General features: G+C 49.2%; 20 protein-coding genes. 12 read left to right on the forward strand and 8 right to left on the reverse strand.

Going from position 1 to position 21,443, the window contains the following annotated elements; genetic code table 11:
- Window positions 1–75: 75 nt before the first annotated feature.
- Window positions 76–1,299 (reverse strand): DNA recombination protein RmuC, encoded by a 1,224-nt coding sequence (locus ACES2G_RS02415; RefSeq protein ID WP_347356124.1) that lies wholly within the window; start codon window positions 1,297–1,299, stop codon window positions 76–78.
- A gap of 117 nt (window positions 1,300–1,416) precedes the next feature.
- Here ACES2G_RS02415 and menA point away from each other — a divergent pair, with 117 nt between their 5' ends.
- Genes menA through ACES2G_RS02435 form a run of 4 tightly spaced genes read left to right on the forward strand, consistent with a single transcriptional unit; the run spans window position 1,417 to window position 4,746 of the window.
- Window positions 1,417–2,304, forward strand: coding sequence for a 1,4-dihydroxy-2-naphthoate octaprenyltransferase (gene menA / locus ACES2G_RS02420; RefSeq protein ID WP_374001222.1), 888 nt, complete (start codon window positions 1,417–1,419; stop codon window positions 2,302–2,304).
- A complete protein-coding gene (locus tag ACES2G_RS02425; RefSeq protein WP_374001223.1) occupies window positions 2,301–3,293 on the forward strand; it encodes a hypothetical protein in 993 nt (330 codons plus the stop codon). Before menA ends, ACES2G_RS02425 begins: the two co-directional genes overlap by 4 nt.
- Window positions 3,269–4,432, forward strand: coding sequence for an AMP-binding protein (locus ACES2G_RS02430; protein ID WP_374001225.1), 1,164 nt, complete (start codon window positions 3,269–3,271; stop codon window positions 4,430–4,432). The genes ACES2G_RS02425 and ACES2G_RS02430 overlap by 25 nt, the downstream gene beginning before the upstream one ends.
- Window positions 4,429–4,746, forward strand: coding sequence for a (2Fe-2S) ferredoxin domain-containing protein (locus ACES2G_RS02435; protein WP_347356132.1), 318 nt, complete (start codon window positions 4,429–4,431; stop codon window positions 4,744–4,746). The genes ACES2G_RS02430 and ACES2G_RS02435 overlap by 4 nt, the downstream gene beginning before the upstream one ends.
- A gap of 2 nt (window positions 4,747–4,748) precedes the next feature.
- Here ACES2G_RS02435 and ACES2G_RS02440 read toward each other — a convergent pair whose 3' ends face one another.
- Entirely contained in the window at window positions 4,749–6,671 is a 1,923-nt protein-coding gene (locus tag ACES2G_RS02440) for a hypothetical protein (RefSeq protein ID WP_374001226.1), read from the reverse strand.
- Between the two features lie 154 nt (window positions 6,672–6,825).
- Here ACES2G_RS02440 and ACES2G_RS02445 point away from each other — a divergent pair, with 154 nt between their 5' ends.
- A complete protein-coding gene (locus tag ACES2G_RS02445) occupies window positions 6,826–7,485 on the forward strand; it encodes a hypothetical protein (RefSeq protein ID WP_347356135.1) in 660 nt (219 codons plus the stop codon).
- 14 nt (window positions 7,486–7,499) lie between these two features.
- Here the strand turns inward: ACES2G_RS02445 and ACES2G_RS02450 are convergent, their stop codons facing one another.
- From ACES2G_RS02450 to ACES2G_RS02460, 3 genes are all read right to left on the reverse strand, one after another.
- Window positions 7,500–8,111 carry a L,D-transpeptidase family protein gene (locus ACES2G_RS02450; RefSeq protein WP_347356137.1) on the reverse strand — a complete coding sequence of 204 codons (612 nt, stop codon included), beginning with the start codon at window positions 8,109–8,111 and terminating at the stop codon, window positions 7,500–7,502.
- Between the two features lie 153 nt (window positions 8,112–8,264).
- A complete protein-coding gene (locus tag ACES2G_RS02455; protein WP_347356139.1) occupies window positions 8,265–8,720 on the reverse strand; it encodes a YkgJ family cysteine cluster protein in 456 nt (151 codons plus the stop codon).
- Between the two features lie 9 nt (window positions 8,721–8,729).
- Window positions 8,730–9,158 carry an acyl-CoA thioesterase gene (locus ACES2G_RS02460; RefSeq protein WP_347356140.1) on the reverse strand — a complete coding sequence of 143 codons (429 nt, stop codon included), beginning with the start codon at window positions 9,156–9,158 and terminating at the stop codon, window positions 8,730–8,732.
- Between the two features lie 92 nt (window positions 9,159–9,250).
- Between ACES2G_RS02460 and ACES2G_RS02465 the strand changes: the two genes are divergently transcribed.
- The 6 genes from ACES2G_RS02465 to ACES2G_RS02490 all read left to right on the forward strand — a co-directional run bounded on the left by ACES2G_RS02465 (window position 9,251) and on the right by ACES2G_RS02490 (window position 15,349).
- Entirely contained in the window at window positions 9,251–10,204 is a 954-nt protein-coding gene (locus ACES2G_RS02465; protein ID WP_347356141.1) for a polyprenyl synthetase family protein, read from the forward strand.
- Entirely contained in the window at window positions 10,204–11,271 is a 1,068-nt protein-coding gene (locus ACES2G_RS02470; protein WP_347356143.1) for a prenyltransferase, read from the forward strand. Before ACES2G_RS02465 ends, ACES2G_RS02470 begins: the two co-directional genes overlap by 1 nt.
- The gene (locus ACES2G_RS02475; RefSeq protein ID WP_347356238.1) at window positions 11,253–12,005 is read left to right on the forward strand and encodes a class I SAM-dependent methyltransferase; all 753 of its coding nucleotides are present in this window, start codon (window positions 11,253–11,255) and stop codon (window positions 12,003–12,005) included. The genes ACES2G_RS02470 and ACES2G_RS02475 overlap by 19 nt, the downstream gene beginning before the upstream one ends.
- Window positions 11,983–13,152, forward strand: a complete 1,170-nt coding sequence (locus ACES2G_RS02480) for a hypothetical protein (protein WP_347356145.1) — start codon at window positions 11,983–11,985, stop codon at window positions 13,150–13,152. Before ACES2G_RS02475 ends, ACES2G_RS02480 begins: the two co-directional genes overlap by 23 nt.
- A gap of 23 nt (window positions 13,153–13,175) precedes the next feature.
- Window positions 13,176–14,069, forward strand: coding sequence for a SpoIIE family protein phosphatase (locus ACES2G_RS02485; protein ID WP_347356147.1), 894 nt, complete (start codon window positions 13,176–13,178; stop codon window positions 14,067–14,069).
- 140 nt (window positions 14,070–14,209) lie between these two features.
- Window positions 14,210–15,349 (forward strand): citrate synthase, encoded by a 1,140-nt coding sequence (locus ACES2G_RS02490; protein WP_374001230.1) that lies wholly within the window; start codon window positions 14,210–14,212, stop codon window positions 15,347–15,349.
- Window positions 15,350–15,443: 94 nt separating this feature from the next.
- On the opposite strand, the gene ACES2G_RS02495 is transcribed toward ACES2G_RS02490, so the two are convergent.
- Window positions 15,444–17,171 carry a hypothetical protein gene (locus ACES2G_RS02495; protein WP_374001231.1) on the reverse strand — a complete coding sequence of 576 codons (1,728 nt, stop codon included), beginning with the start codon at window positions 17,169–17,171 and terminating at the stop codon, window positions 15,444–15,446.
- Between the two features lie 244 nt (window positions 17,172–17,415).
- Here ACES2G_RS02495 and ACES2G_RS02500 point away from each other — a divergent pair, with 244 nt between their 5' ends.
- Window positions 17,416–18,933 carry a murein L,D-transpeptidase gene (locus ACES2G_RS02500; protein WP_374001232.1) on the forward strand — a complete coding sequence of 506 codons (1,518 nt, stop codon included), beginning with the start codon at window positions 17,416–17,418 and terminating at the stop codon, window positions 18,931–18,933.
- A gap of 5 nt (window positions 18,934–18,938) precedes the next feature.
- On the opposite strand, the gene ACES2G_RS02505 is transcribed toward ACES2G_RS02500, so the two are convergent.
- Together ACES2G_RS02505 and ACES2G_RS02510 are read right to left on the reverse strand one after the other, a co-directional pair.
- Window positions 18,939–20,639: a hypothetical protein gene (locus ACES2G_RS02505; protein ID WP_374001234.1), complete on the reverse strand. Its 1,701-nt coding sequence runs from the start codon at window positions 20,637–20,639 to the stop codon at window positions 18,939–18,941.
- A gap of 90 nt (window positions 20,640–20,729) precedes the next feature.
- A complete protein-coding gene (locus tag ACES2G_RS02510; protein WP_347356156.1) occupies window positions 20,730–21,404 on the reverse strand; it encodes a response regulator transcription factor in 675 nt (224 codons plus the stop codon).
- Between the last annotated feature and the right edge of the window lie 39 nt (window positions 21,405–21,443).

The raw sequence follows: 21,443 nt of genomic DNA on the forward strand, positions 1-21,443 counted from the left end.
GCTAATTTTTCAAGGGGAGAGATTCAAATTCCAAGGGCATCTTGTGTTCACTCACAAGATGCCAAAAGGCAGCAGCTAAGCCTGCTCCAACTGCGGCAGAGACTTCTCGGTCTTGGCACCCAGGCGTTTCAGGTCCTCGACCTGATCAATCAGATTGCCGCGGCCTTCAGACACTTTCTTGATAACATCCTCATGGGCTTTTTGGGCGTCCTCCAGCTTGTTACCCAAGTGCTGAAGGTCTTTCAACAGGCCTGCGAACTTGTCGTACAGAAGGCCACCACGCTTGGCGATTTCAAGCGCATTTTTTTCCTGACGATCTTGTTTCCACAAAGCCGCTACCGTGCGCAGCGTGGCCAGCAAGGTCGTCGGGCTGACGATGGCCACGTTCTTTTCCCAAGCGTATTGGAAAAGATCGGGCTTGAGTTTGAAGGCCAACGCGAACGCAGGCTCTAGTGGCATGAACAAAATCACAAAGTCCGGGGAGATCAGCTTGTCTGCGGCGTGGTATTTTTTGTCAGAAAGACCGTCGATGTGTTTTTTCAAAGAATCAATATGCAGTTTACCCAGACGCTCTTGTTCTTCCGCGGTTTCCGCCGAAGAATACTGTTCATAAGCGATCAGGGTCATCTTAGAGTCCACAATCAGATGCTTTTCATCCGGCAAATTGACGATCACATCCGGGCGTAAGATTTGGCCATCTTCACCGCGCAGATCCATGTCGGTGCCCTGGATGATGTACTCTTCGCCCTTGCGCAGGCCGGAACGCTCCAGAATATTTTCCAGAATCAGCTCGCCCCAGTTGCCTTGGGTTTTCACTTCGCCTTTAAGGGCTTTAGTCAGGTTTTGAGTTTCTGCTGACATGACCTTGTTCAGCTCCATAAGTTTGGTCAGTTCACCACGCAGAACACCGCGCTCGGAACGCTCAGTGGAATAAGTTTCTTCCACTTTTTTCTCAAAGTCCTTGATGCGTTCTTTCAGTGGCTCCAGGACAGAGGCGATGTTTTTGTGGTTCTGGTCGGTGAACTTGGCAGATTTTTCTTCAAAGATTTTTTGCGCCATGACCTCGAACTGGGTGTTCATTCTTTGTGCCAGTTCGTCCTGCTGCTTTTTGGTTTCAGCCATCAGGGATTTTTGTTCTTGTAGGCTTTGTGACAGAAGGTCATTTTTCATCTGCGCGGCCAAAAGATCCGCCTGCATTTGCGCCAGATCCGCAGTGTTTTGAGCTTTCAGTTTGAAATAAACCAACAGTCCGGAAATCAAGGCTCCCGCAACAAATGCCAGTGCTGTCCATACGCTCATAAAACCCCCTGCGATCATCAAATTCATCCCCTTTGTGCCCTTAGAAATTCTTTTGGTCACGCGAAAAGAATCTGATACAAAGAGACTGGATTTTAACTCTTAACAATGCGATGCAAAATGACCTCTGCTGGCCAAATTAAAAGTATTCTTCTCGCTTTTCGCCCTAAAACTTTGACTGCTGCCCTGGTGCCCTGTGTGGCGGGGACGGCTTTGGTAAAGGCGATCGGCCTTTCTTGGGACGGCTGGGTTCTGTTTTATGCATTGATGGCGTCTTTCCTGATCCAGATAGGCACGAATTTGGTGAACGATGCCGTGGATTTTAAAAAGGGTGCAGATACAGAAAAGCGCATCGGTCCTCAGCGCATCACGCAAGCTGGGATTCTTTCGGCCAATCAGGTGATGCTTTTGGGGTCCTTGTGTTTCCTGCTGGCGGTGCTGTGTGGGATTCCGCTGGTTCTGAAAGGCGGCTGGGTGATTGTCGCTATCGGGATTGCCTCTGTCTTGATGGGTTATTCATACACCGCAGGCCCGTTCCCTTTGGCTTATCTGGGGTTGGGTGATTTGTTCGTGATTATTTTCTTCGGCCTGCTGGCCGTGATGGGGATTGTCTTCCTGAACACCGGCGAATGGATGGCCGAAGCCTTCGTCTTGGGTCTGCAGATCGGTCTGCATGCCACCGTTCTAATTGCGATCAACAATCTTCGCGATCATTCCGGGGATCGTCTGGTGAACAAAAAAACTTTGGCGGTGCGTTTTGGAGTGAAGTTTTCCCGTTGGGAAATTGCCGCTTTAAGCTTCCTGCCATTTGTTCTGAATCTTTACTGGTGGTTTGAGGGTTATAAGATTGCGGCAATCGTTTCTTTGCTGGCGATTCCTTTGGCCATCAAGATCACCAAGAATATTTTCAACACCGAACCCAGTCCGGCCTATAACAAGTTTCTGGGGCAGGCTGCGGTACTGCACTTGGTATTTGGTCTTCTTATCGCTCTAGGATTTGCCTTTTGATTAAAATCTTTTTCCACCCTTATTTTTTGAAGCCGATGACTGTGTTGAATGCGGTTGCAAAGCCGACGGCGCGACAGGGGGTCTTGCTTCGGGTGGAATGGAGTGACGGGCATGTGGGCTACGCGGATTTGCATCCTTGGCCTGAACTGGGTGATCTGTCATTAGCTGAGCAATTGGAAGATCTGCGTTTAGGCCGCATGACCACGCAAATCGAGCAAAGCATCTGGTTGGCTCGCCGGGATGCGGTTTTAAGAAAACAGCGTAAAAATGTTTTTGATGTGGTTGAAAAGATCCGCAATAACTTTCTGTTGTCCAACTATCAGGATCTGAAGCCGGGCTTTTTGGATGAACTCAAAAAAGAAGGTTTCACCACGGTGAAAGTAAAAATGGGTCAGGATCTGCAGCAGGAAGCCGCGGCTTTGACTCATATTGCGGCAGCAGGCCTGCGTATCCGGCTGGATTTCAATGCGTTGGGAAGCTGGCAAATCTTTGAAAAGTTTATGACGGGACTTGCTCCCTCTGTGCGTGCTTTGATCGACTATGTTGAAGATCCATTTCCTTTTGATTTTCACGCCTGGAATGAGGCACGCAAGCTGTGTAAGATCGCCTTGGACAATCAGTATGACAAGGTTCCCTGGGGAAAAATTCCGTCAGCACCTTTTGATGTGATTGTGATTAAACCCGCCAAGACGGACGTGGATAAAGCCGTGGGTTACTGTCAGAAGTGGAATCTTAAGCTGACGGTGACCAGTTATATGGATCATCCCGTTGGCGTGATCCATGCCTTGGGTGTCGCGATGGACCTCAAAAAGCAGCACGGTGATATGGTGCTCGAGGCCGGCTGTCTGACTCATCGTCTATTTCAGATGGACTCATTCTCGGCCGAGATAGGCACTCAGGGGCCTTATATTTTAAAGACCAAAGGAGTCGGTGTCGGCTTTGATTCTCTGTTGGAGGCTTTGCCGTGGCAACCAGTTCAAAGCCCTTAGATCTTTATTCTGCCGACAATGAAATTCTGCTCAACCCGCGCTGGCCCGAGGCAGACTATCAGGCTCTGTATAAATTGGCCAAAGACACGCAGGAGCTTTTGAATTTGCAAGGGCATGTGTGGATTGCGACCTCGGGTTCGACGGCACAGTCGGTTTCTGCGACCAAGCTGGTGGCGCTTTCAAAAAAGGCGTTGATGGCTTCTGCCAAGTCTGTGAATTCTCATCTGCAAAGTAATGAGCAGGATGTCTGGACTCAGGTGCTTCCCCATTTCCATGTGGGAGGCTTGGGGATTGAAATTCGTGCGGCTCTCAGCGGGGCGAAAGTGGTTTCGGCCCTCAAAGAAAGCCGTTGGGATGTGCATCACTTCTATCAGACGCTGGTAAAAGAAAAATGCACTTTGTCTGCGTTGGTTCCGACTCAAGTGTATGATCTGGTGGCGCAAGGTTATCAGGCTCCTTCCCACTTGCGAGCGATTGTTGTTGGGGGCGGGGCTTTTGAGCTGGATCTTTACAAAAAAGCGCGCGCTTTGGGTTGGCCGGTGCTTCCCAGCTATGGGATGAGCGAGACAGCCTCGCAGATTGCGACCGCCTCTTTGGAATCACTGAGCAGGACCGAGCTCCCGGCGGTGGGGCTGTTGTCCCACGCGAAAGCCCGTAAGAACGAAGAAGGTTATCTGGAAGTGTGGGCTGAATCTTTATTCAGCCTTTACGCTCAAAATACGTCCGAGGGGTCCCGTCATTGGAATCCTAAAAAAGAGGACGGCTGGTTCACAACAGAAGATCGTGGTGAGGTTATTGAGGGCGCGCTGAAAATTGAAGGCCGCAGCAAGGACTATATCAAGATCGGCGGCGAAGGCACCAATGTGGCCCGCCTGCGTTCGGTTTTGGAGTCGTGTGCCTTGCACTTAAATCCGGACTGGCCGGTGAAGATCACACTCTTGGATATGCCTTCTGACAGGCTGGGGGCAGAGGTTCACGCCATCAGTCTTTTGTCGGAAGCGGATACGCAAAAAGTTCTGCAGTTGTATTCGGAAAAAGTGCTTCCTTTCGAAAAAGCTCGTAAGATTTATTATATGTCAGAGATTCCGCGCAGTGATTTGGGTAAAATTCTGTGGGCGGAGTTGAGGAGAAAACTATGAAACGCGAAGAAAATCCCTGGTCCAAAGGCATCGTGCTTATTTGTACGAAATGCCATAAGTCCATCAGCTCCAAACTGCTTGAAGAAGAAGGCAACAGCGCTGAAAATCTGAAAATGTTCTTGAAGAAGACTTTCAAAGAGTCGGGCGATTCCTCCAAGATTCGCATTGTGACTTCCAGTTGTTTGGATGTCTGTATCGACGATACTCAGGCGGTCAGTTATGCAGGGACCGATGGCGAAACGGAAACCTTCGCGATCCACCCAGAGAAGGATCGCGAGAAGTTCCTGAAATATCTGAAAGAAAAAATTGAATAGACCTACTGGAAGACGCCGGTCCTGTCGTCACCGAAGAGTCCGGTGATACTGTTAACCAGGATGGTAAAGGAAGCTCCGGCCAATCCAGCAGTCTTGATATAAACTGCTCCGGTTGTTGAGCCCTGAGGAATGGTCATAGGAGCTTGCGAGGAGCCGAGCATCGTTGAGCAGTTTGCATCTGCATAAATCGTCGCATAGCCTCCGGGATTCAGATGAACCTGCAGAGTGGTGGCGATTTCAATGGGGGCCGTTTTGTAAATCCCCGCACCGTCAATAATACCCACAGAGATCGCTTTGCAGCCTCCCGCCGCCAGATCCATCGGAGCAATTTTAAATTGTCTTATGAGGGATTGAATCACCACCGATGGTGAAGCGCTTGTCAGGCCTTGAGCGCTGATATTGAATTTGTAGCTTCCCGGGGTCGTGGTGGCTGGACGGAAATAGACGAACCCGCCGCTTTTATTTTTGCTAATAGTAGTAGAAGACGTCGCTGTCTGACAGGCATCATCCGCGAAGAATTGCCCCAGATTTGGCTGAGAAGTGCCTAAGCTGACGTTTAAATCTGTCGTGAGGGGCAGCGCCGTGCCGTTGGAGTTCATCGTGACCACTTGATAGCGATGACAATCGCCGTTGGCGATATCACGGGGACCCCAGAATTCTAATTTAGAGACCGAGTTTTTGTCGCTGAGGTCCGCCCGGAACTCAGCAGAGGAGCTGTCATAGGTGTAGGTGTTCCCAGTGGCCGCGGCCGCTGTCACTTTGATGTTCACGAAGCTCTCGGTGTCGCCCGCACTCGGAACAAACTTCATAAAGCCTTTTAGCACGGGGTCATAGTTGGCAAATGTGTATTCAGTAGCTCGGGTCGTACACGATTCGTTGGTATAAAACTTCAAACGGGAATCTGTCGCTGTGATGTTGATTGTGCCGCCGAATTGGTCGTAGGCCTGGCTGTTGTTGTACATCTGTGAGCGCAATTGGAAAGGGTAGCAGATGTTCTTGTATATTTGTGTTGCCGTCTGGTCCATGGAAAGCCAGCGATACGTGGAGGAGGCATCAGAGCTGCGCAAAGTCACATTGATCGGAACGGGGTTGGCCGTCAAAGCAGAAGGATACGCCAAAGTGAACGTCAGCAAGCCATCAATGGGAGAGTCGGGGAAGCGATAGACGACTTCAGTGTAATCCGAGCCTGCTGGAACCTGAAAGACATCTGTGGCATTGGTGCCGTTGCTGCAGTTCTCCCAGCTCGGATAGCCAATGATCGTTGACGGAGTACCACCAGCGATACTCTGTTTGATCCTAAACGTAACAGTGCTGGTGTGAGTGGCGCGGTAACCAGAGGCGTTGTTCAGGTAAATGTGAAATGATCCGCATTGGCTGGTGCCAGCATAACCGCGAGGCCAGTTCTTATCCAGATTGATTGTTGTGGCTATAGCACTGCCACCGGTTCCACCGCCGTTGCCCGGAGAGTTCATATCCAGCAAGGTGAGTGTTTCTGTGTCGCCGATCGCTGAAAGGCCTTTGATATAGATGGCGTTGACATCGTCAGAGCCGCTATTAATGCCCCATAAGTGAAGCAGATCATTTTTCGTCAGATAGATATCAAAGCTGCCATCGGAACAATCAATGTCGTTGGTTTGGCCTGCCGACAGGGATGTGCCAGTCAGATCCGGACTGGTCGGAGCTTGATGCCAGACACTTTTGTCAAAGCTGACAAACACTGTACTGACGCGTGTATCACAGCTTCCTTGAACGCGCGCATAGTTTTGACTGTCGAAGTCCTGCTGAAATGGGTTGGTGCCCTTTAAAGTGGGTGCCGGAAGTTTTTTACCCAGTGGAGACATCTCCAACTCGGGATCTTTACATCCGACCACAAAAAGGCATGTAAACAGAAAAGCAGTGAGTTTCTTGCCAGTTACGTACTTCATGCATTTCTTTTCGACAGGCTCTTAGGACCCCTAAAGCGTCAAACTGAGATTCGACACCGTGAATGGTGGATTGTAAGGTCTTTGCATCATTTTGACCGAGCATGTCTTGAGTCTGCTCATATTCGGCGGAATAGTGAAAGCGAGGGGTCTTAATATGAAACACTTGTTGTTCTTCGTTCTGATGATGGGTTCTGTGTCTGCGCATGCCATTCCAATTCCAGATCCGGTGCCGGGCCTGATGGCGGCATTGCAGTTTTGCACTCATATTGAAGACGAGTCCGTGATCCCGGCGTGCATTCGCGCTGAAAGTTCCGCCAACTGGTTTACCAAAGAAGCTCTGCCGATTTGTATGCAGCAAAGTTTTGATGAGGATCGTGTTCGATGTTTGCAGTCTATTCAAAACAGCGACATCCGTGTTGAAGAAGTGCAAGTCTGCGAGTCCTTGACCTTTGATGATGAAAAAGCCCGTTGTCTGGCTGATATTCAAAGACCTTTTCCCTATCGCACGCGCCTGAAGGTGGATCCGACACCGGGAATGCGGGCGGCATCTCGTTTGTGTCAGTCGTTTTTTGCAGATGAAGACAAACGTCGCTGTCTTAATGAAATGAGTGCGGCCGAACTATTTACGGTCGATTCAGTGGGATTCTGTGCGGATCGTTTTTCTGATGACGAAAAGATTCAGTGTCTGGGGTTGTTGCGCAATAAGTTTATTGTCGCGGATGAAGTCAAAATCTGTGACAAGGTTTTCACCGATGAAGGCAAGTTGTCCTGCCTTCAGGGTGTGGAAAGAAAGTATCTGTTGCGCCGACCTTAATTGGAGGTCAGCGGTTATTTCGCCGGGCTGATCTTGCAAATCTCAACCAAAGTTCTTTCTTTGGTCAGGGCAAAGATCTCTTCAATCTCTGCATTGGTTACAGCCACGCATCCCAATGTCCAATCCAGCGGATGGATTTTGCTGATGCGTTCGTATTTAGCCGGATTTGAAGGCAAGCCGTGGATCATAATGTCGCCACCTGGGGAACGACCCTTGGATTTTGCATAGGCGATATCGTCTTTGTTTGGATAGTCCACGTGCAAAGATTTGGTGAACTGGCTTTGCGCGTTCTTATAGTCGATGGTGTAAATCCCTTCCGGGGTTCTGCCATCACCTTCAAACTGCTTGTGACCAATAAAATCCCATCCAAAAGCCACTGTGTAAGTTCTTAACAAAGTTTCGCCGGAAACCAGATAAAGCTGGCGGCGGTCTTTGGAAACCACGATGCGATCCACATTCAGACCTTCGCGCTTGATACGATCCACAGACTCACGGCTGCGATCCAGAAGTTTGTCTACGCGAGTGATGTCATCGCAAAACTTGTAAGAGCGATCCTTGGGATTACCCGCAAAGGCTTGAACGGAAAGAAGGCTTGCTGCCAGTAGGGGGAAGATTAGTTTTTTCATATGGCACTCTTGTACCACATTTTTCTTCTGTCAGAGGATTGCAAGTGCGGAATCTGGTGGAGAAGGAAGGTAATTCAGCATTGTCAAAGGGGTGGACAGTGCCCCCTGACAAGAGATTGTTCAAAGAGACAAAAAACGGCAAAAAAGGGGGGCTTATTTGCCCCATCCTTTTTCGCTTTCAATTTGTTCGCGGATTTGCTGCTCGATTTTTTCGGCAGGGATCACGGGTCCGCGACCGACTCCAGGGCAGAAGGCCTTCACATCCTTGGCCCACGATTTGGCATTCATCACCTCAGGCCAGAACGGCCAGGTACGGCACTGGGCAGGGCGAGCTTCATAGACGCTGCAACCTTTTCCTTTCAGGAACATGCAATCCGGATTTTTCGGATCTTCCTTAAGGTGCCAGATGCCTCCGGTCATTTCACAGTATTTGCGAGTGAAGTCACCGGTGCGCATTTTTAAATGTTTGGCGAAGCGCTGGCGATCTTCCAGGCTAAGATAAACGAAACCGTATTCGCCATGCGAGGTGCAGCACTTGCCTGAACCTGTACACTCAAAGCGAACCCCTTCGCGCCACCATTCTTTTCCGGTAAATTTAAATTCTTCCATCACGCTCCTCTAGCAACCCTGTCCGGTGGATTCCAAATAGGGCTCCAAGCGAGATTTCATCAAAGTTGGCAAAGCTGTCTTTTGTTTGGTTTTTCCGTCGAGCACGGCGTGAACCATGGTCACCACAGCGTTGGTTTTGTCGTTGCGGCTAAAGACGTATTTCATTTTAAAGGAAGTTTCACCAAAGCTCGCCACACAAACTTGAATGTCATAGGTTTCGCCGGGAACAAAGGGAGCCAGGTAGTTGGCTTCCGTATGGCGCAAGGGAATAATCAGCTCGCGACTGCCAAACCATTCATTCCAGGTGTAGCCCGCTTCGATGATAAACTGCTCAAAAGCGTCGTGGGCAAGACCGAAAATATTTCCGAAAAACATGATCCCCGCAGGATCAGCTTCCCTGAAGGTGATGGTCTTCTTTGTGTGAAAGACTTTATTCATAATGTCTCGGACTTTACGGCCTTTGATCCCTTGACAGCAAGCAGATAAATCGCGAAGTTAGCGGGATTAGTCGCCCTCTTGAGGAGTTAAAATTGCAACGCAGCGTCATTGATCTGAAAGTCTATGATTCAAAGGATTTCCCGGCCTATTTGCCGAAGCTGAACAAGCTTTACGATGATCTCTTTTCTGGCGGGAAAGGCTTTCGTGCAAAACTAATTCGTATGATGTCGGCTCACTTGGGTATCGAACCTAAGACTGAGCTGCTTCTGTCTCAGACGATCGAATTCATCCACAATGCTTCGTTGTTGCATGATGATTTGATCGACCGCTCTCATCTTCGTCGCGGTAAAACGGCGGCGTGGATGAAGTACACTCCTGAATACGCGGTTCTTGCCGGGGATTATTTGTTGGCGCGAGTGATGGTGAATCTTTCCGGTCATGGAAACATCAAGCTGGTTCAATACACCGCCGAAGTGATTTCCGATCTGCTGGAAGGCGAGTGGTTGCAGGATTCTGTTGTCGGTGATTTCTTTGTGACTATCGAACAGTTGGATCGCATCCACAACCTGAAAACTGCCAGCTTGTTTAAGTGGTGTATCCGTGCGCCGTTCATCGCGCAGGAAAGATACGACGAAGAACTGCACAACATTCTTTCCGAGATGGGAACGTTGTTGGGTCAGTTGTTCCAGCGCAGTGATGACCTTCTGGATTACGACATCCGCAATGATGAAGGCAAAGCGATCCTGGGTGATTTGAAATCCGGCTATCTGAACTCTTTCGGGGCGTTTATGTGCCAAGGGGCCACTCGCCACGAAATTGATCACATCGTAAAAAGCAAAAATCTGGAACAGTTCTATGCCAATGTGGGCGGCAAAGCCCGCTTTGATCAAAAGCTTCTTGAGTTCGACGAAATCAACAAGGGCCTGATCAAAATGTACGATCACCATTTGGAGCGTTTGAAAACCTTCCTGAAGCCCGGTGAGGAAAAACTGATCGATCAGCTTCGTCCGTTGACAGAGATTCTGTACTGGAGAAGGAAACCTTAGTGAGCGAATTGATCACGCTTTCCAAAAAGAATCCCGAGTTCGAATCTTATTTGCTGGGGACGTTTTCAAAGACTCAAAGAGCGTTGCCGCAGCAGACGCTGAATGTGAATTCAGCTTCTGAAACGGTGACGTTCAAGGTGTTGTCCCTGAATGAAATTCCCAAACCATCTTTGTGGATGGCGATTGCGCAGATTTACAAAGTTCGCAGCTTTCTTCTTATTTTCCTGCCGCTGTTTTTGATCATGACCAAAAACGTGGATGATCACACCATGCAAGATCCTGTGACAACAGCGATTGCCACAGTGGGTGTTTTGCTGGCGTTCATCGCGATCAATCTGCGCAATGATTATATGGACCACATGAAGGGCGTGGATCGCGTCCTTGAACGCAGTGGCAGCCGTGCTATTCAAAGCGGCTGGGTGACGGCGGCGCAGGTGAAAAGCCTTTCCACCGTCTTTTTGGTGCTGGCAATTTTGTGTGCGATTCCGCTGATCTTTGCATTCCCCGAGCTGGCCGGAATTATTGGTGGCAGTCTGGGAATTGGTTTGTGGGCTCAGTTTAAAAAACAGAACTCTTTTAAGTACCGTATCGGCGGGGAGCTGGCACTGTTTGTGATGCTGGGACCGTTGTTGACGGTGGGCTTTCAGATGTCCATGGGGGTTCCCGCGGATATCGAAAGCTTCTGGTTGGGATGTGTTTGGGGCTGGTTGATTCTGTTCATGGTTCATTTGCGTAACTTCATGAATATCTTCCCCAGCAGTCAGGCGGGCTTTACCAATACAGTGAATTGGCTGGGTTTTGACAATGCCCGCAGGTTGATCGCCGCGTGGTGGATTCTGTTTGTGATCTTCAATCTGGTTTATCACCTGTTGTATGCCGGATTCTATTGGGGCTTGTATCTGACGGCAGTTTTGGTATTTGCATCAGCGGGCTTTATCAAGAAGCTAAAAAATATTTCCAGTCCCATCGGCAGCGATATGAAGGCTGTTTTCCGTTCTGGTTTCTATTTATTCCTGTTGGCCATCGGCATGTGGGTTTTTGAGTGTCTATGGTATCTGTTCCGCTAGGCGGTCCTCGTATATGCGTCAGGGCCGACCAAGCTGGCCTTGAAAAAGCTAAGGTGTGGGCGGCCTTCCTGCAAGCGCCGCTCAATCCGGAAAGTCCTGAAAATTACTTTTTTCATTTCTTCGTCGAAGGTGATCGCGTGTTTGTGCGCGATCTGGAAAAGCGCCTGCTTGAAATCGATTTCGATAAAAATCATCTGGATTACGAGCGCAAAGGTCATCGCGGCAAGAACGAACTGATTGCCAAAGCCTTGGGTGTTGGCAAAGGGGCTCGCCGTATTTTGGATCTGTCCGTAGGGATGGGAATCGACAGTGTGTTCCTGACGCAACTTGGTTTTGCGGTGACTGGGGTTGAGCGTTCTCCGGTTCTTTATGCTCTTTTGTCGGAAGCTTTCGCACGCACGAAGAAAGAGTATTTGAAGTCCTACCATTTGCATTTTAGTGATGCGCTGGAATTCTTGAAAAAGAACAAAGGCTTGCTTGAAATTGATTCTATTTATTTTGATCCGATGTATCCGCACAAGAAAAAGTCCGCGCTTCCCAAGCAGGAGATGGTTGTGTTCAGGGATCTGGTCGGACATGACGAAGACGCTGCCTTGGTTTTGCAAGAGGCCCTGACTTGGCCAGTGCAAAGAGTGGTGGTGAAGCGCCCAATGCAGGCGGAAGAACTGCTGCCGGGAGTTCGTCATTCCTATGAAGGAAAGGTGGTTCGCTATGATACTTATGTGGTTGGGTAGTTTTGTCCTGATGTTGGCCGGGATGGTTTATTCCCAGCAGCTTTTGGCAAAGCTGCTTTCCGGCGTGCAGAAAAGTTTTCTGGACAAGGGACTTGAGACCGGCTTGAGCGCGATGTTTGCGCGTGCTTTGAGTATTGTCGTGTTAGAGGTTTCACCGCAAAAATCCCTGTTCTCGGGATTGGCTCTTTTGAACTTGCGTGTTCTGCCTGCGCGTCCGAGCGCTTTGGTGATGTGTTTAAGTACTTTGGGTGTCTGGTGGATCTTGATTCTGGGCTCGTTGTTCATGAGTTTTAACGGCTACTTTCTTCTGGGGATTGCCGGACTGTTGTGCCTGACTGTTTTTATCGGTGTCAAAACTCGCGATGTCTTGTTGTTCGTGGGGGCTGTCGGGTTGTTCCTTGTTGGGGGCGAAAGCATGCTTCGCAATTCCAGCGTGATTCAAACGATCTTGGGACAAAGTGAACTTGCTTTCTTCCTGGCAGATGGTCGTTTCCCGACTGTGGTGGCATTCTTTATGCTGGCGGCGGTACTAAGTCTTGTGGTGCAGATTGAATTCTGGTCGTTGGCTTTGGCGTTGAGCTTGCTTTTGACCAACACCATCGCTTTCAACGGAGCCTTGGGCTTGGTGGCCGGGGAGCGTGTTGGGCGCCTGATCTTTTTCTGGTGGCAAAGCCGGTCTTTGAATCAACAATGCCGTCGTATGGCTTCGCAGTTTGCGGGGGTGTCCGTGATTGGTGTCATTGTCGGTCTTTTGCTGGCAGGTGAAGTCAGAACTTTCCTGGAATTGGGATTCACTTCCGGGCTGGCATCTTTCCAGGAAAAAAGTTTGCAGTTTGTGCTGCTGTTTGCATTGATTTTGGCTCTGCAGTGGGTGGCTCAGATGATCTGGGGGCATTTCGGCGGGCAGGCCCCGGTAGATGAAATGCAGGATTCAAAATATTTTGGTTCTCACTGGAAGGCCTGGGGATTGTTGTCAGCGCCGATGATGGTTTGGGCACGTGAAAAAGTCCACAAAAGACACAGCGAGATCCGCTATCACCTGCAAGGATTAGGAACCTTGAAAGAGGGGCAAGTCCCGGCACCGATTCAGGCTCGACTAAAGGCCGAAGAAGAACAGTTGAATATGTTCCTCCACGACTGGCCGTAAAAAAGAATTTAAGATAAGCCGTCATGGCAAAAGAACAAGACGAACTTAAAGAGCGAATTTCAGAACTTGAACACGAACTGGCGGTCAAAGAAGCCGAGCTTCACCGCTATCGTCTGGAGCTGGGCAAAGCCAACGGCGCGTTGGAGAAGATGATTGTTCAGGTCAGTCAGGAGCTGAAGCTGGCGCAAAGTCTGCAAAAGTTTTTGTCTCCGACAGAGCTTCCCAATGTTCAGGGGTTTGAGTTCAGTACCAAGTTTTTGCCGGGCACCCGTTCGGGTGGTGACTACTTCGATATTTTCGAGCACGAAGACAAGTTGAAGTTTGGAATTTTGATTTCCAGTGCCAGTGGCTATTCTCTGTCGTCGCTCTTGCTGTCCATGATCATCAAAATCTCTTCTCAGATCGAAGCTCGTCGTGGGTTGGAGGCACACAAGGTTGTGGCGCTTCTGGCCAAGGAAGTGGTTCCTAGTATCCAGAATGAGGATAAGGCCAGTGTCTTTTATGGCATTGTAGATCGCCGCAGTTTTGAGATGCAGTATTGTTCCATCGGTAATATCGACGGTTTCATGCAGGTGTACGGTCAGGACGGCTTGGCAGAGCTGCTTCCGACAGGCCCGAGCTTAAGCAAAGAATTTAACACGGAGCCTCAAAGCCGGGTGATCCAGTTGAATCCACGGGATCGTCTGATTCTGGCGACCGAAGGGCTGAAGATGTCGCAGAACTCTCTGGGTGTGAACTGGGGTGGACATGGGATTTCCGAGGCGATTTCTCGGGCCCCAAAGCAAGGGGTTCACGAACTGCGTAATGAGATTCTTTATGCCAACGAAAAGTACTCTGGCAAGTCCGACCCGGTTCGAGATCAGACCTTGATCGTCACCGAGGTTAAAGACCGTGTGATCAAACTAGCCTCCCGCTAGAACCTGATTTTTACTACGTTTTCAGTCGCGTTGTTTATGCGACTTTGGGGCGGGAACTCCGTGACAACTTGTCAAAACTCTTGATAAGTCTACAATGTTTAAAAAAAAGAAGTATTTGATAAGTCAGAAAGGAAACTGCGATGGCTGAAGTAAATATTTATGAAGGCGCCTTGGACAAGGGTTTGGAAGGCGTTGTTGCATGTACGACGAAAGTATCTTTTATCGTCGGTGATTCTCTTAATTTCCGTGGTTACACGATCGATGATCTAGCTGCGAACTCCACTTTTGAGGAAGTAACTTATCTTCTTTGGAACGACAAACTTCCAAACGCTCAAGAGCTGGCGGCTTTCTCCACTCAACTTCATAATGAAATGGCTTTGAGCCCTGATTTCATCAAAGTTTTGAAAGCAATCCCGACGAACGTTCACCCAATGGGTTGGTTGCGTACAGCTGTTTCTTTGATGGCTCACTGGGATGCGGATGCTAACGACAACGGCGCTGATGCAAACTTGCGCAAGTCTGTTCGTTTGACTGCAAAAATGGGAACTCTTCTTTGTGCATTCGATGCAATCCGCAAAGGTCAAGAGCCTGTAACTCCAAAAACAGACAAATCCATCGCTTGGAACATGATGTACATGTTGGGCGGTGGTAAAGAGCCTAAAGCTGAACACGTAAAAGTGATGGACACTTGCCTGATCCTTCACGCTGACCATGAGTTGAACTGCTCTGCATTCGCGACTCGCGTAACGGCTTCTTCTTTGTCTGATCTTCACTCTGCAATCGTTTCTGCGATTGGCGCGTTGAAAGGTCCTTTGCACGGTGGTGCGAACGAACAGGTTATCCTGATGCTGCAAAAAATCGGCAATATGGAAAAAGCTCAGCAGTTCGTTAAGGATGCTTTGGCGGCGAAAGAAAAAGTTATGGGTATCGGTCACCGCGTTTACAAAAACGGCGACCCTCGTGCTCGTATCTTGCGTGGCATGTCTGACAAGTTGACTAAAGAAGCTGGTATCCACCACATGTACGAAATGTCGACTTTGATTGACGATACAATGTTCAACGAAAAAGGTTTGATGCCGAACGTGGACTTCTACTCTGCAACGGTTTACTTCTCTATGGGTATCGCGACTGATTTGTTCACACCAATCTTCGCGGCATCTCGTATTTCCGGCTGGTGCGCTCATGCTTTCGAGCAGTACGCAAATAACCGTATCTACCGTCCTCGTGGCAAATGGGCTGGCAAAGAGGGTCTGAAATGGACTCCAGCCAACCAACGCTAAGGTACGGCCTTACTTTTGGTGGCGCACTTGCGCTATAAAAATAAAAACCCACACTTTCAAAGGTGTGGGTTTTTTATTTTCGGCATCTATAGTCCTATTCGCATTTATCCAAAGCTTTTGGTGTCTGCTCTTGTACCGCCTGTTTGCAGCTTTCAGGAATCGCGGTTTTGCTCAGTTGTGCCAGTTGCAGGGCGCGGAACAGGCCTGACGAGTGTACGTCCGATGCCGTGGTGCCAGCTTGCAAGCTTGGAGCCTCCTCCAAAGATGCAAACATACAGCCATAGTTGGATTTTCCGTTTACGCTGTTTTGCATATTAGCCAGAACCTTGCCGGCGATCACGTCAGCAAAGTCTTCTTCCATAAATTTGGTGTTGCCTTGCTTGCCAGCCAGACAGGATTTTTGCGAGTAGTAGCTTTGACTGAACTTTGAAACCAGATGGCCGAACTCATGAGCCAGAATTGCCACTCCATAGGAAGGCTTTTTCACAGACAACCAGCTTGCTTTGATTCCCGTGTCGATCGTGTGGGTGGCATCTGAAATATTCAGATCCACCAGATGGAAACAGTTGGTTGGTTTCTTAGTGCTGGTCATGGAAAGAATGGTGGCCAGGGTGAAGGTCCCCGCCGTATCCAGATTTTTCAGGTCGTTGACGGCATCTTTGGAATCTGCAGCCATATCCTTCAGGCTCTGCGCCCAGAACTTCACGGCCTTATCGTTGGTCATAGGACTATAAACCACAGCCTTTTGCACAACACTATAAGTCGGATCCTGAGCACTCAAAAGCGACAGAACCTGCTTGCGAACCTGTTCGGTCGTTGCTTTGAAGGCGGTTACTTCGCTTTCTTGCGGGTACAGGTTCATGGCCTTCGTCATTTCTTTTTCACAGATACCAAGCATTTGTGCTTTTTCAGATTCAAGATCCTTCAGTTGTTCCTGCAAGTTTGCTTTGGTGTAGATCTGCTTCATTTCTTCCAGGCCCAGATTGATTTGTTGGGTGATATTGCTTTTCTCGTCCATGACGGCATCAATCATACGCAGAGCAAAGCTGTTATCTGCCAAACCTTCAAGTTCGTCCATTTCGACGACTTCACCATTGAGGAATCTTTGCAAGGTGCCGGTTTTCATATTCAGAATGCGGCCTTTGGCGGCTTTGTTGACCTTTTCTTCCAGCTCCAGGATCTTGCTGATTTCAAGCTTTGTGGCCTCGGTCAGGCTTTTTCCTGCATAGATGGAGGTGAAATAAGCGGAAGCTCCTCTGACCTGTCGTAAGGAGGCGGCCTTGATAAAGGCTTCATTTGCCAACAGACCAATAATGGTTTTTTGGGTTTCACCGGCATCCGGGTGAACCATCACATAGATGGCTTTAATCAAACGGGCCTGGTCGTCCGCAATTTCCACTTTGTCGAATTCGGCTTCTTTCCCAGAGATAAATGACAAAGTGGCATTTGACTGCTGAACCCGGGCGTTGACAGTCTCCAGAACTCGGGGGGCTAGGTTCTCATCATAATATTTTTTCAAAGCGTCGCTGGATTTTTCCGCATCTGCCAACAGCTTTGGCAAAGACAACTCGGTATTAGCGGCGCACAAGTCCTGATAGCAACGTTGGGCGACATTCAGATTGGAAGTGTCAGAGGTTGATGACGTGCCACCAGTTTTGTTGGCATCATCAATTTGTTTCTGAGAAGTCGTGCCTTCTTCAGCAGCTGGCTTGGTGCGAGCTGTATGAATGCTGGCGCCGTCGATCTTTTCCTTCTTACAGGCGCTCAGAGTTGCGCAGGATGCAATCATACCCAAAGTCAGCATTGTTTTTGACCATCTCATTTTGAGACCTCCCAAAAAAGTTCAACAGGTGTAGATCTTTTGTGCGACCAGTTCGCATTAGATCTCTTGCGGCAGCAAGATTCCTGTCACATTTGGTAAGGAGCAAACACGAAGCCAGAAAAGTGTCCAATTGCAGACATTGGGTTTAGTTTTGGAAATATTCCGGGCAGAGGCCCAGTCTGACTCTAACATTGCAGACCGTTTATGGCCAAAATTTAGATAAGGAAGAACATGAGGAGGGGTTATGGAGTTGATACGTCTCATGGCTTTCTGGGTTGTTCTGAGCCTGTCCCTGTTTGCAAATGCACAGACTCAAAAGGAGTACTTGACCGTTGTAGATAGAATATCCTTGTTGGATCTGCGCGAGGCGATGATTCGATCCGGAGACCACGGTGTGAATGTAAAGAGCTACTGGAGTGATTCCATGGAGGCTGCTTACCTTCAGGATCCTGCCAGCTCAGGCCTGAAATCCCAGGCCAATTTGAATTACCTGCGTCTGCTTCGGGATGTTTCTTCAGGAGTGGTGGACCCGGCGCTGGTGGGAGTGGATGTCAAACTGACTCGCAAGGTTTTCCCCACCGTCCAGGAGCTGGAGGCTAAACTGATCGCCGCAAACTATCGTCCTTGGGAAGTCTTGGAATCTATGTCACCTCAGTCGCCGCAATATCTGGCATTGCGGGACAGTTTGCGAAAGATGGATCGCGCTTGTCAGGCGGGGGAATGGACGGCGCTTCCTAAGGTGAAAAAGACAATGAAGCTGGGAAGTAAAGATCCGATTTTGATCCCACTGAAAACCCGCATGGCCCAGTTGGGTTATCCGATGAACAGCCTGGATGATTCATTCGATGACAAGGTGGTGCTGGCCGTGAACGATATCCAGTGGAACTTGCGCTTTAAACCGGACAGCAAGATTTCTCCCGGTGGCAAGACTTGGAAGTATCTAAATGTTTCCTGTCAGGATCGCATGCGCCAAATTCGTCTGGATATGGAAAAGCTGCGCTGGTTCCCGCAATATTTTGAAGATCGCTATGTCTTCGTAAATCTGGCGATGTCCTATTTCAGTCTGGTGGATAAAACCGGGGGCAGTCTTTATACCATGAGCTTCCGCACGATCAACGGACGTCCTGAAAGAAAATCACCGACAATGAAAGACAAGATCGTCTATTTGGTGATTAATCCTTTCTGGGTGGTGCCACCGACGATCTTCCGGGAAGATAAGGTGGAGGAGATCAAAAATCTGTGGCCGTGGGAAATCCGCCAGTATTTTGAAAGTCGCAATTATGAAGTCTGGAATAAATCCTTCACCCAGCAGCTCGATCCAGCCAGCATTGACTGGTACAACATGGACCCAAGCCAGGATGCCAATATCTACATTCGTCAAAGACCGCACCGAATGAATGCCTTGGGATCTTTGAAGTTCATGATGACAAATTCTTATGCGATTTATTTGCATGACACCAATCAAAGAGAACTTTTTGTGGAACCCCACAGACTTCTTAGCTCCGGATGCGTAAGAGTTGAAAAACCTGTGGACCTCGCTGAATACCTGATGCGGGGAACGGCCTGGGATCGTTCGACTATTGAAAGATACATGGCCAAACCTGGCGAGGTTCTGGACAACGACACTCGTGTGCAGTTGAAGCAGGCTATGCCGGTTTATATGGTCTTTTTGACGTCGCAGCAGAGCTCAGACGGTGTGCTGAGATTTGCAGAGGATTCTTATAAGCAAGGCACCCGCCTGCTACGCCTGGGTGCCTGGTAGCTGTGCTAGCGACTGGATGGAATCACTGTCGGTGTGATTGTCGTTGTGGAGTTGGTAATCGGAGTCGGGACGAGGGTTGAGCCGTAGCTTCCGGTGTAAATGGAAGTTCCGGTTCCCAGCGTTCCGCCGATATAGCTGGTGGTTCCGCCGTACTGAACCTGTTGAATGCGAGCCATCAGGCTGTAGAGCTCTTGCTGCAGTGAAGACACGGTCTGATATTTTTGCACCATCTGTTGTTGATACTGCTGCTGGTATTGCAACTGTATCTGCATCATCTGCTGCTGTAAAGCCAACGACGAAGAATCATACCCCATCATACCGCCCATGCCCATCATGCCGGTCATGCCACTCATTAGGCCGCCATAACCCATCATAGAACCATAGTTCCCCATCATACCGCCATAGCCGGTAAGGCCGCCGACCATCCCGCTCATCATGTTGTTCCCCATCATCGAGCCGTAGCCCATCATATTTCCATATCCCATCATATTACCCATGCCACCATAACTACCATAGCCTTGCATTCCGCCGTACATGCCGTTCATCCCCCACGGAGACATGCCACCCATAAACATACCGCCTCCCATGTTGTTGCCCATCATGCCTGACGGATAACCAAAGGCGCCGCCCGCAGAGCCGTACATTCCGCCCATGCCATAAGCACCCATCATACCCATCGGTCCATTCATGTTGCCTGTGCCGCCCATGGTGCTGCCGCAACCGAATGTGCCTTGTCCTGTTCCGCCGCTGACAGCGCCGTAAAGACCTGCCATCAAGTAAGGATAGCCATAAGAAAGGGCCGGATATGATTGCGTCGGCCAGCCTGCATTGGAATTGTATTCGGCAACCATTTGATTTTGCTTGTAACCCATATAAGAGGCGAAGAGTCCGGTTCCGACATTGGCAATCACATTGGCCCAGTCAGTTTGGGGGCGTTGCGAATTGCTGCCACTGCCTTGCTGCATACACTCGATACAGATGTCACCTTCGGTCTGAGCCAGCCCGTCTCGACGGGCCTCCAAAGCGTCTTGTTTGGCGTCTTTCAGATCTTCTTTGGCGCGGGCGATAGTGTCTTCAAGTCCTTCAATTTCCCTCTGTATTTTTTCGGATTGGGAGTACTGTTTGCGATAGTCGGTCAGGCCCTTTTTGCAGGTTGTGGCATCCTGACGACCACCGTCTGCTTCTTTGAATTTTACATTGGTGCAAACAGAACCGCTAACTGAGCCGCTTTTTCCCTGATCACAGTACTGCTTCCATTCGGTGACCGTGAAACCATGAACCGAGATCATATTGGCGTTGGGAACGGAGCTTTCACCTTCTTGGCCTTCAGCGATGAACTCCTGATTTTCGGATTGCATACCGCGATACTCTTCGCAGCGGCGAGAGTTTTCCATGTGTTCAAAGATGAAATCAGCATAGTCGCTGGCAATTGATTTTTCGACATTCTGTTTGGTGCGGGTCAAAGTGCGGTCTATTTTTTTCTTCTCGGATTTTTTGGATTTCAGTTGCTGTTGAGCTTCCTGAATTTCGGCTTGGATTTCTTTGGTGGTGTCATCCGTGCTGGTGGCGCCATTGCCAGCTTTCATTTCGGTGGAGCAGTTTTGCATTCCGCCATACATGCCGGTTCCCCACATGGAAACCTGGGCTGGGGAAACTAGTGGAGTCAGCATCAGAAGGAAAGTGGTTGAAAGAAGTTTTTTAAACATACGCCCGCCTTTGAATCTTATGCTAGCGGGCAAGTATTGAGTGACTATGGAGTTAGGACCTTGTGATCAGAATGAGATGGACAGATAAAACTAAATGGCTTTTTCCAGACGATAACCCTGGCCATAGACAGAGTTGATCTTCACCGCCGTGACCCCGTTTTTTTGCAGCTTGGAACGAATGTGGCTGATATGGGAATCCACCGTGCGGTCGTAGATTTCTTCTCCAGAAGCCAGTCGTTCAATTAATTGTTCGCGGGTGACAATCGTTTCAGGATGCTCAAAGAAAGCTGTCAGAATTTCAAACTCGCGACGGTTCAGATTGATCAAAGACTCACCATTTTTCAGGACCTGCTGGTTTTTAATCAAAGTCAGTCCGCCAAAACGCACCAGATCCAAAGAGGGCTTGTTGTCAGCAAGTTGGTTGCGGATACGGGCCGTCAGTTCGCGCTGGCTGAAGGGTTTGCGAACATAGTCGTTGGCTCCCTGATCGAATCCTTGAATCACACTTTCTTCGTCCGTACGTGCAGTCAAAAAGACCACGGGATTCTTAAGTCCTTCTGTTCGCAGCCATTGGCAGAAATCAAGACCGCTGCCATCGGGCAAATTGATATCCAGCAAAAACATATCGGCTTGGCTGATTTTGCTTTGGCGTTTGGCGTCGGCAATGGATTGGACCCAATCGACTTTGTAATTTTCCAGTTCAAGTTGCAACTGAACAGCCTTGCCAATCACGGGATCATCTTCGAGTAAGAAAATTGTGTTCATAAGCTCCAGCCTACCATAGGGTTTATCTCAGACCGACTT

It is taken from the genome of Bdellovibrio bacteriovorus, assembly GCF_041888015.1.
In the GTDB taxonomy this organism is placed as follows: Bacteria; Bdellovibrionota; Bdellovibrionia; order Bdellovibrionales; family Bdellovibrionaceae; genus Bdellovibrio.

Excerpts from the sequence above, each read along its gene's own strand:
- ACES2G_RS02460 (WP_347356140.1), bottom strand. The coding sequence starts at position 9,158 with ATGAATAAAGTCTTTCACACAAAGAAGACCATCACCTTCAGGGAAGCT.
- ACES2G_RS02455 (WP_347356139.1), bottom strand. The coding sequence starts at position 8,720 with ATGGAAGAATTTAAATTTACCGGAAAAGAATGGTGGCGCGAAGGGGTT.
- ACES2G_RS02445 (WP_347356135.1), top strand. The coding sequence starts at position 6,826 with ATGAAACACTTGTTGTTCTTCGTTCTGATGATGGGTTCTGTGTCTGCG.
- ACES2G_RS02440 (WP_374001226.1), bottom strand. The coding sequence starts at position 6,671 with ATGAAGTACGTAACTGGCAAGAAACTCACTGCTTTTCTGTTTACATGC.
- ACES2G_RS02475 (WP_347356238.1), top strand. The coding sequence starts at position 11,253 with ATGGTATCTGTTCCGCTAGGCGGTCCTCGTATATGCGTCAGGGCCGAC.
- ACES2G_RS02435 (WP_347356132.1), top strand. The coding sequence starts at position 4,429 with ATGAAACGCGAAGAAAATCCCTGGTCCAAAGGCATCGTGCTTATTTGT.
- ACES2G_RS02450 (WP_347356137.1), bottom strand. The coding sequence starts at position 8,111 with ATGAAAAAACTAATCTTCCCCCTACTGGCAGCAAGCCTTCTTTCCGTT.
- ACES2G_RS02480 (WP_347356145.1), top strand. The coding sequence starts at position 11,983 with ATGATACTTATGTGGTTGGGTAGTTTTGTCCTGATGTTGGCCGGGATG.
- ACES2G_RS02490 (WP_374001230.1), top strand. The coding sequence starts at position 14,210 with ATGGCTGAAGTAAATATTTATGAAGGCGCCTTGGACAAGGGTTTGGAA.
- ACES2G_RS02500 (WP_374001232.1), top strand. The coding sequence starts at position 17,416 with ATGGAGTTGATACGTCTCATGGCTTTCTGGGTTGTTCTGAGCCTGTCC.
- menA (WP_374001222.1), top strand. The coding sequence starts at position 1,417 with ATGACCTCTGCTGGCCAAATTAAAAGTATTCTTCTCGCTTTTCGCCCT.
- ACES2G_RS02510 (WP_347356156.1), bottom strand. The coding sequence starts at position 21,404 with ATGAACACAATTTTCTTACTCGAAGATGATCCCGTGATTGGCAAGGCT.
- ACES2G_RS02505 (WP_374001234.1), bottom strand. The coding sequence starts at position 20,639 with ATGTTTAAAAAACTTCTTTCAACCACTTTCCTTCTGATGCTGACTCCA.
- ACES2G_RS02415 (WP_347356124.1), bottom strand. The coding sequence starts at position 1,299 with ATGAGCGTATGGACAGCACTGGCATTTGTTGCGGGAGCCTTGATTTCC.
- ACES2G_RS02495 (WP_374001231.1), bottom strand. The coding sequence starts at position 17,171 with ATGAGATGGTCAAAAACAATGCTGACTTTGGGTATGATTGCATCCTGC.
- ACES2G_RS02485 (WP_347356147.1), top strand. The coding sequence starts at position 13,176 with ATGGCAAAAGAACAAGACGAACTTAAAGAGCGAATTTCAGAACTTGAA.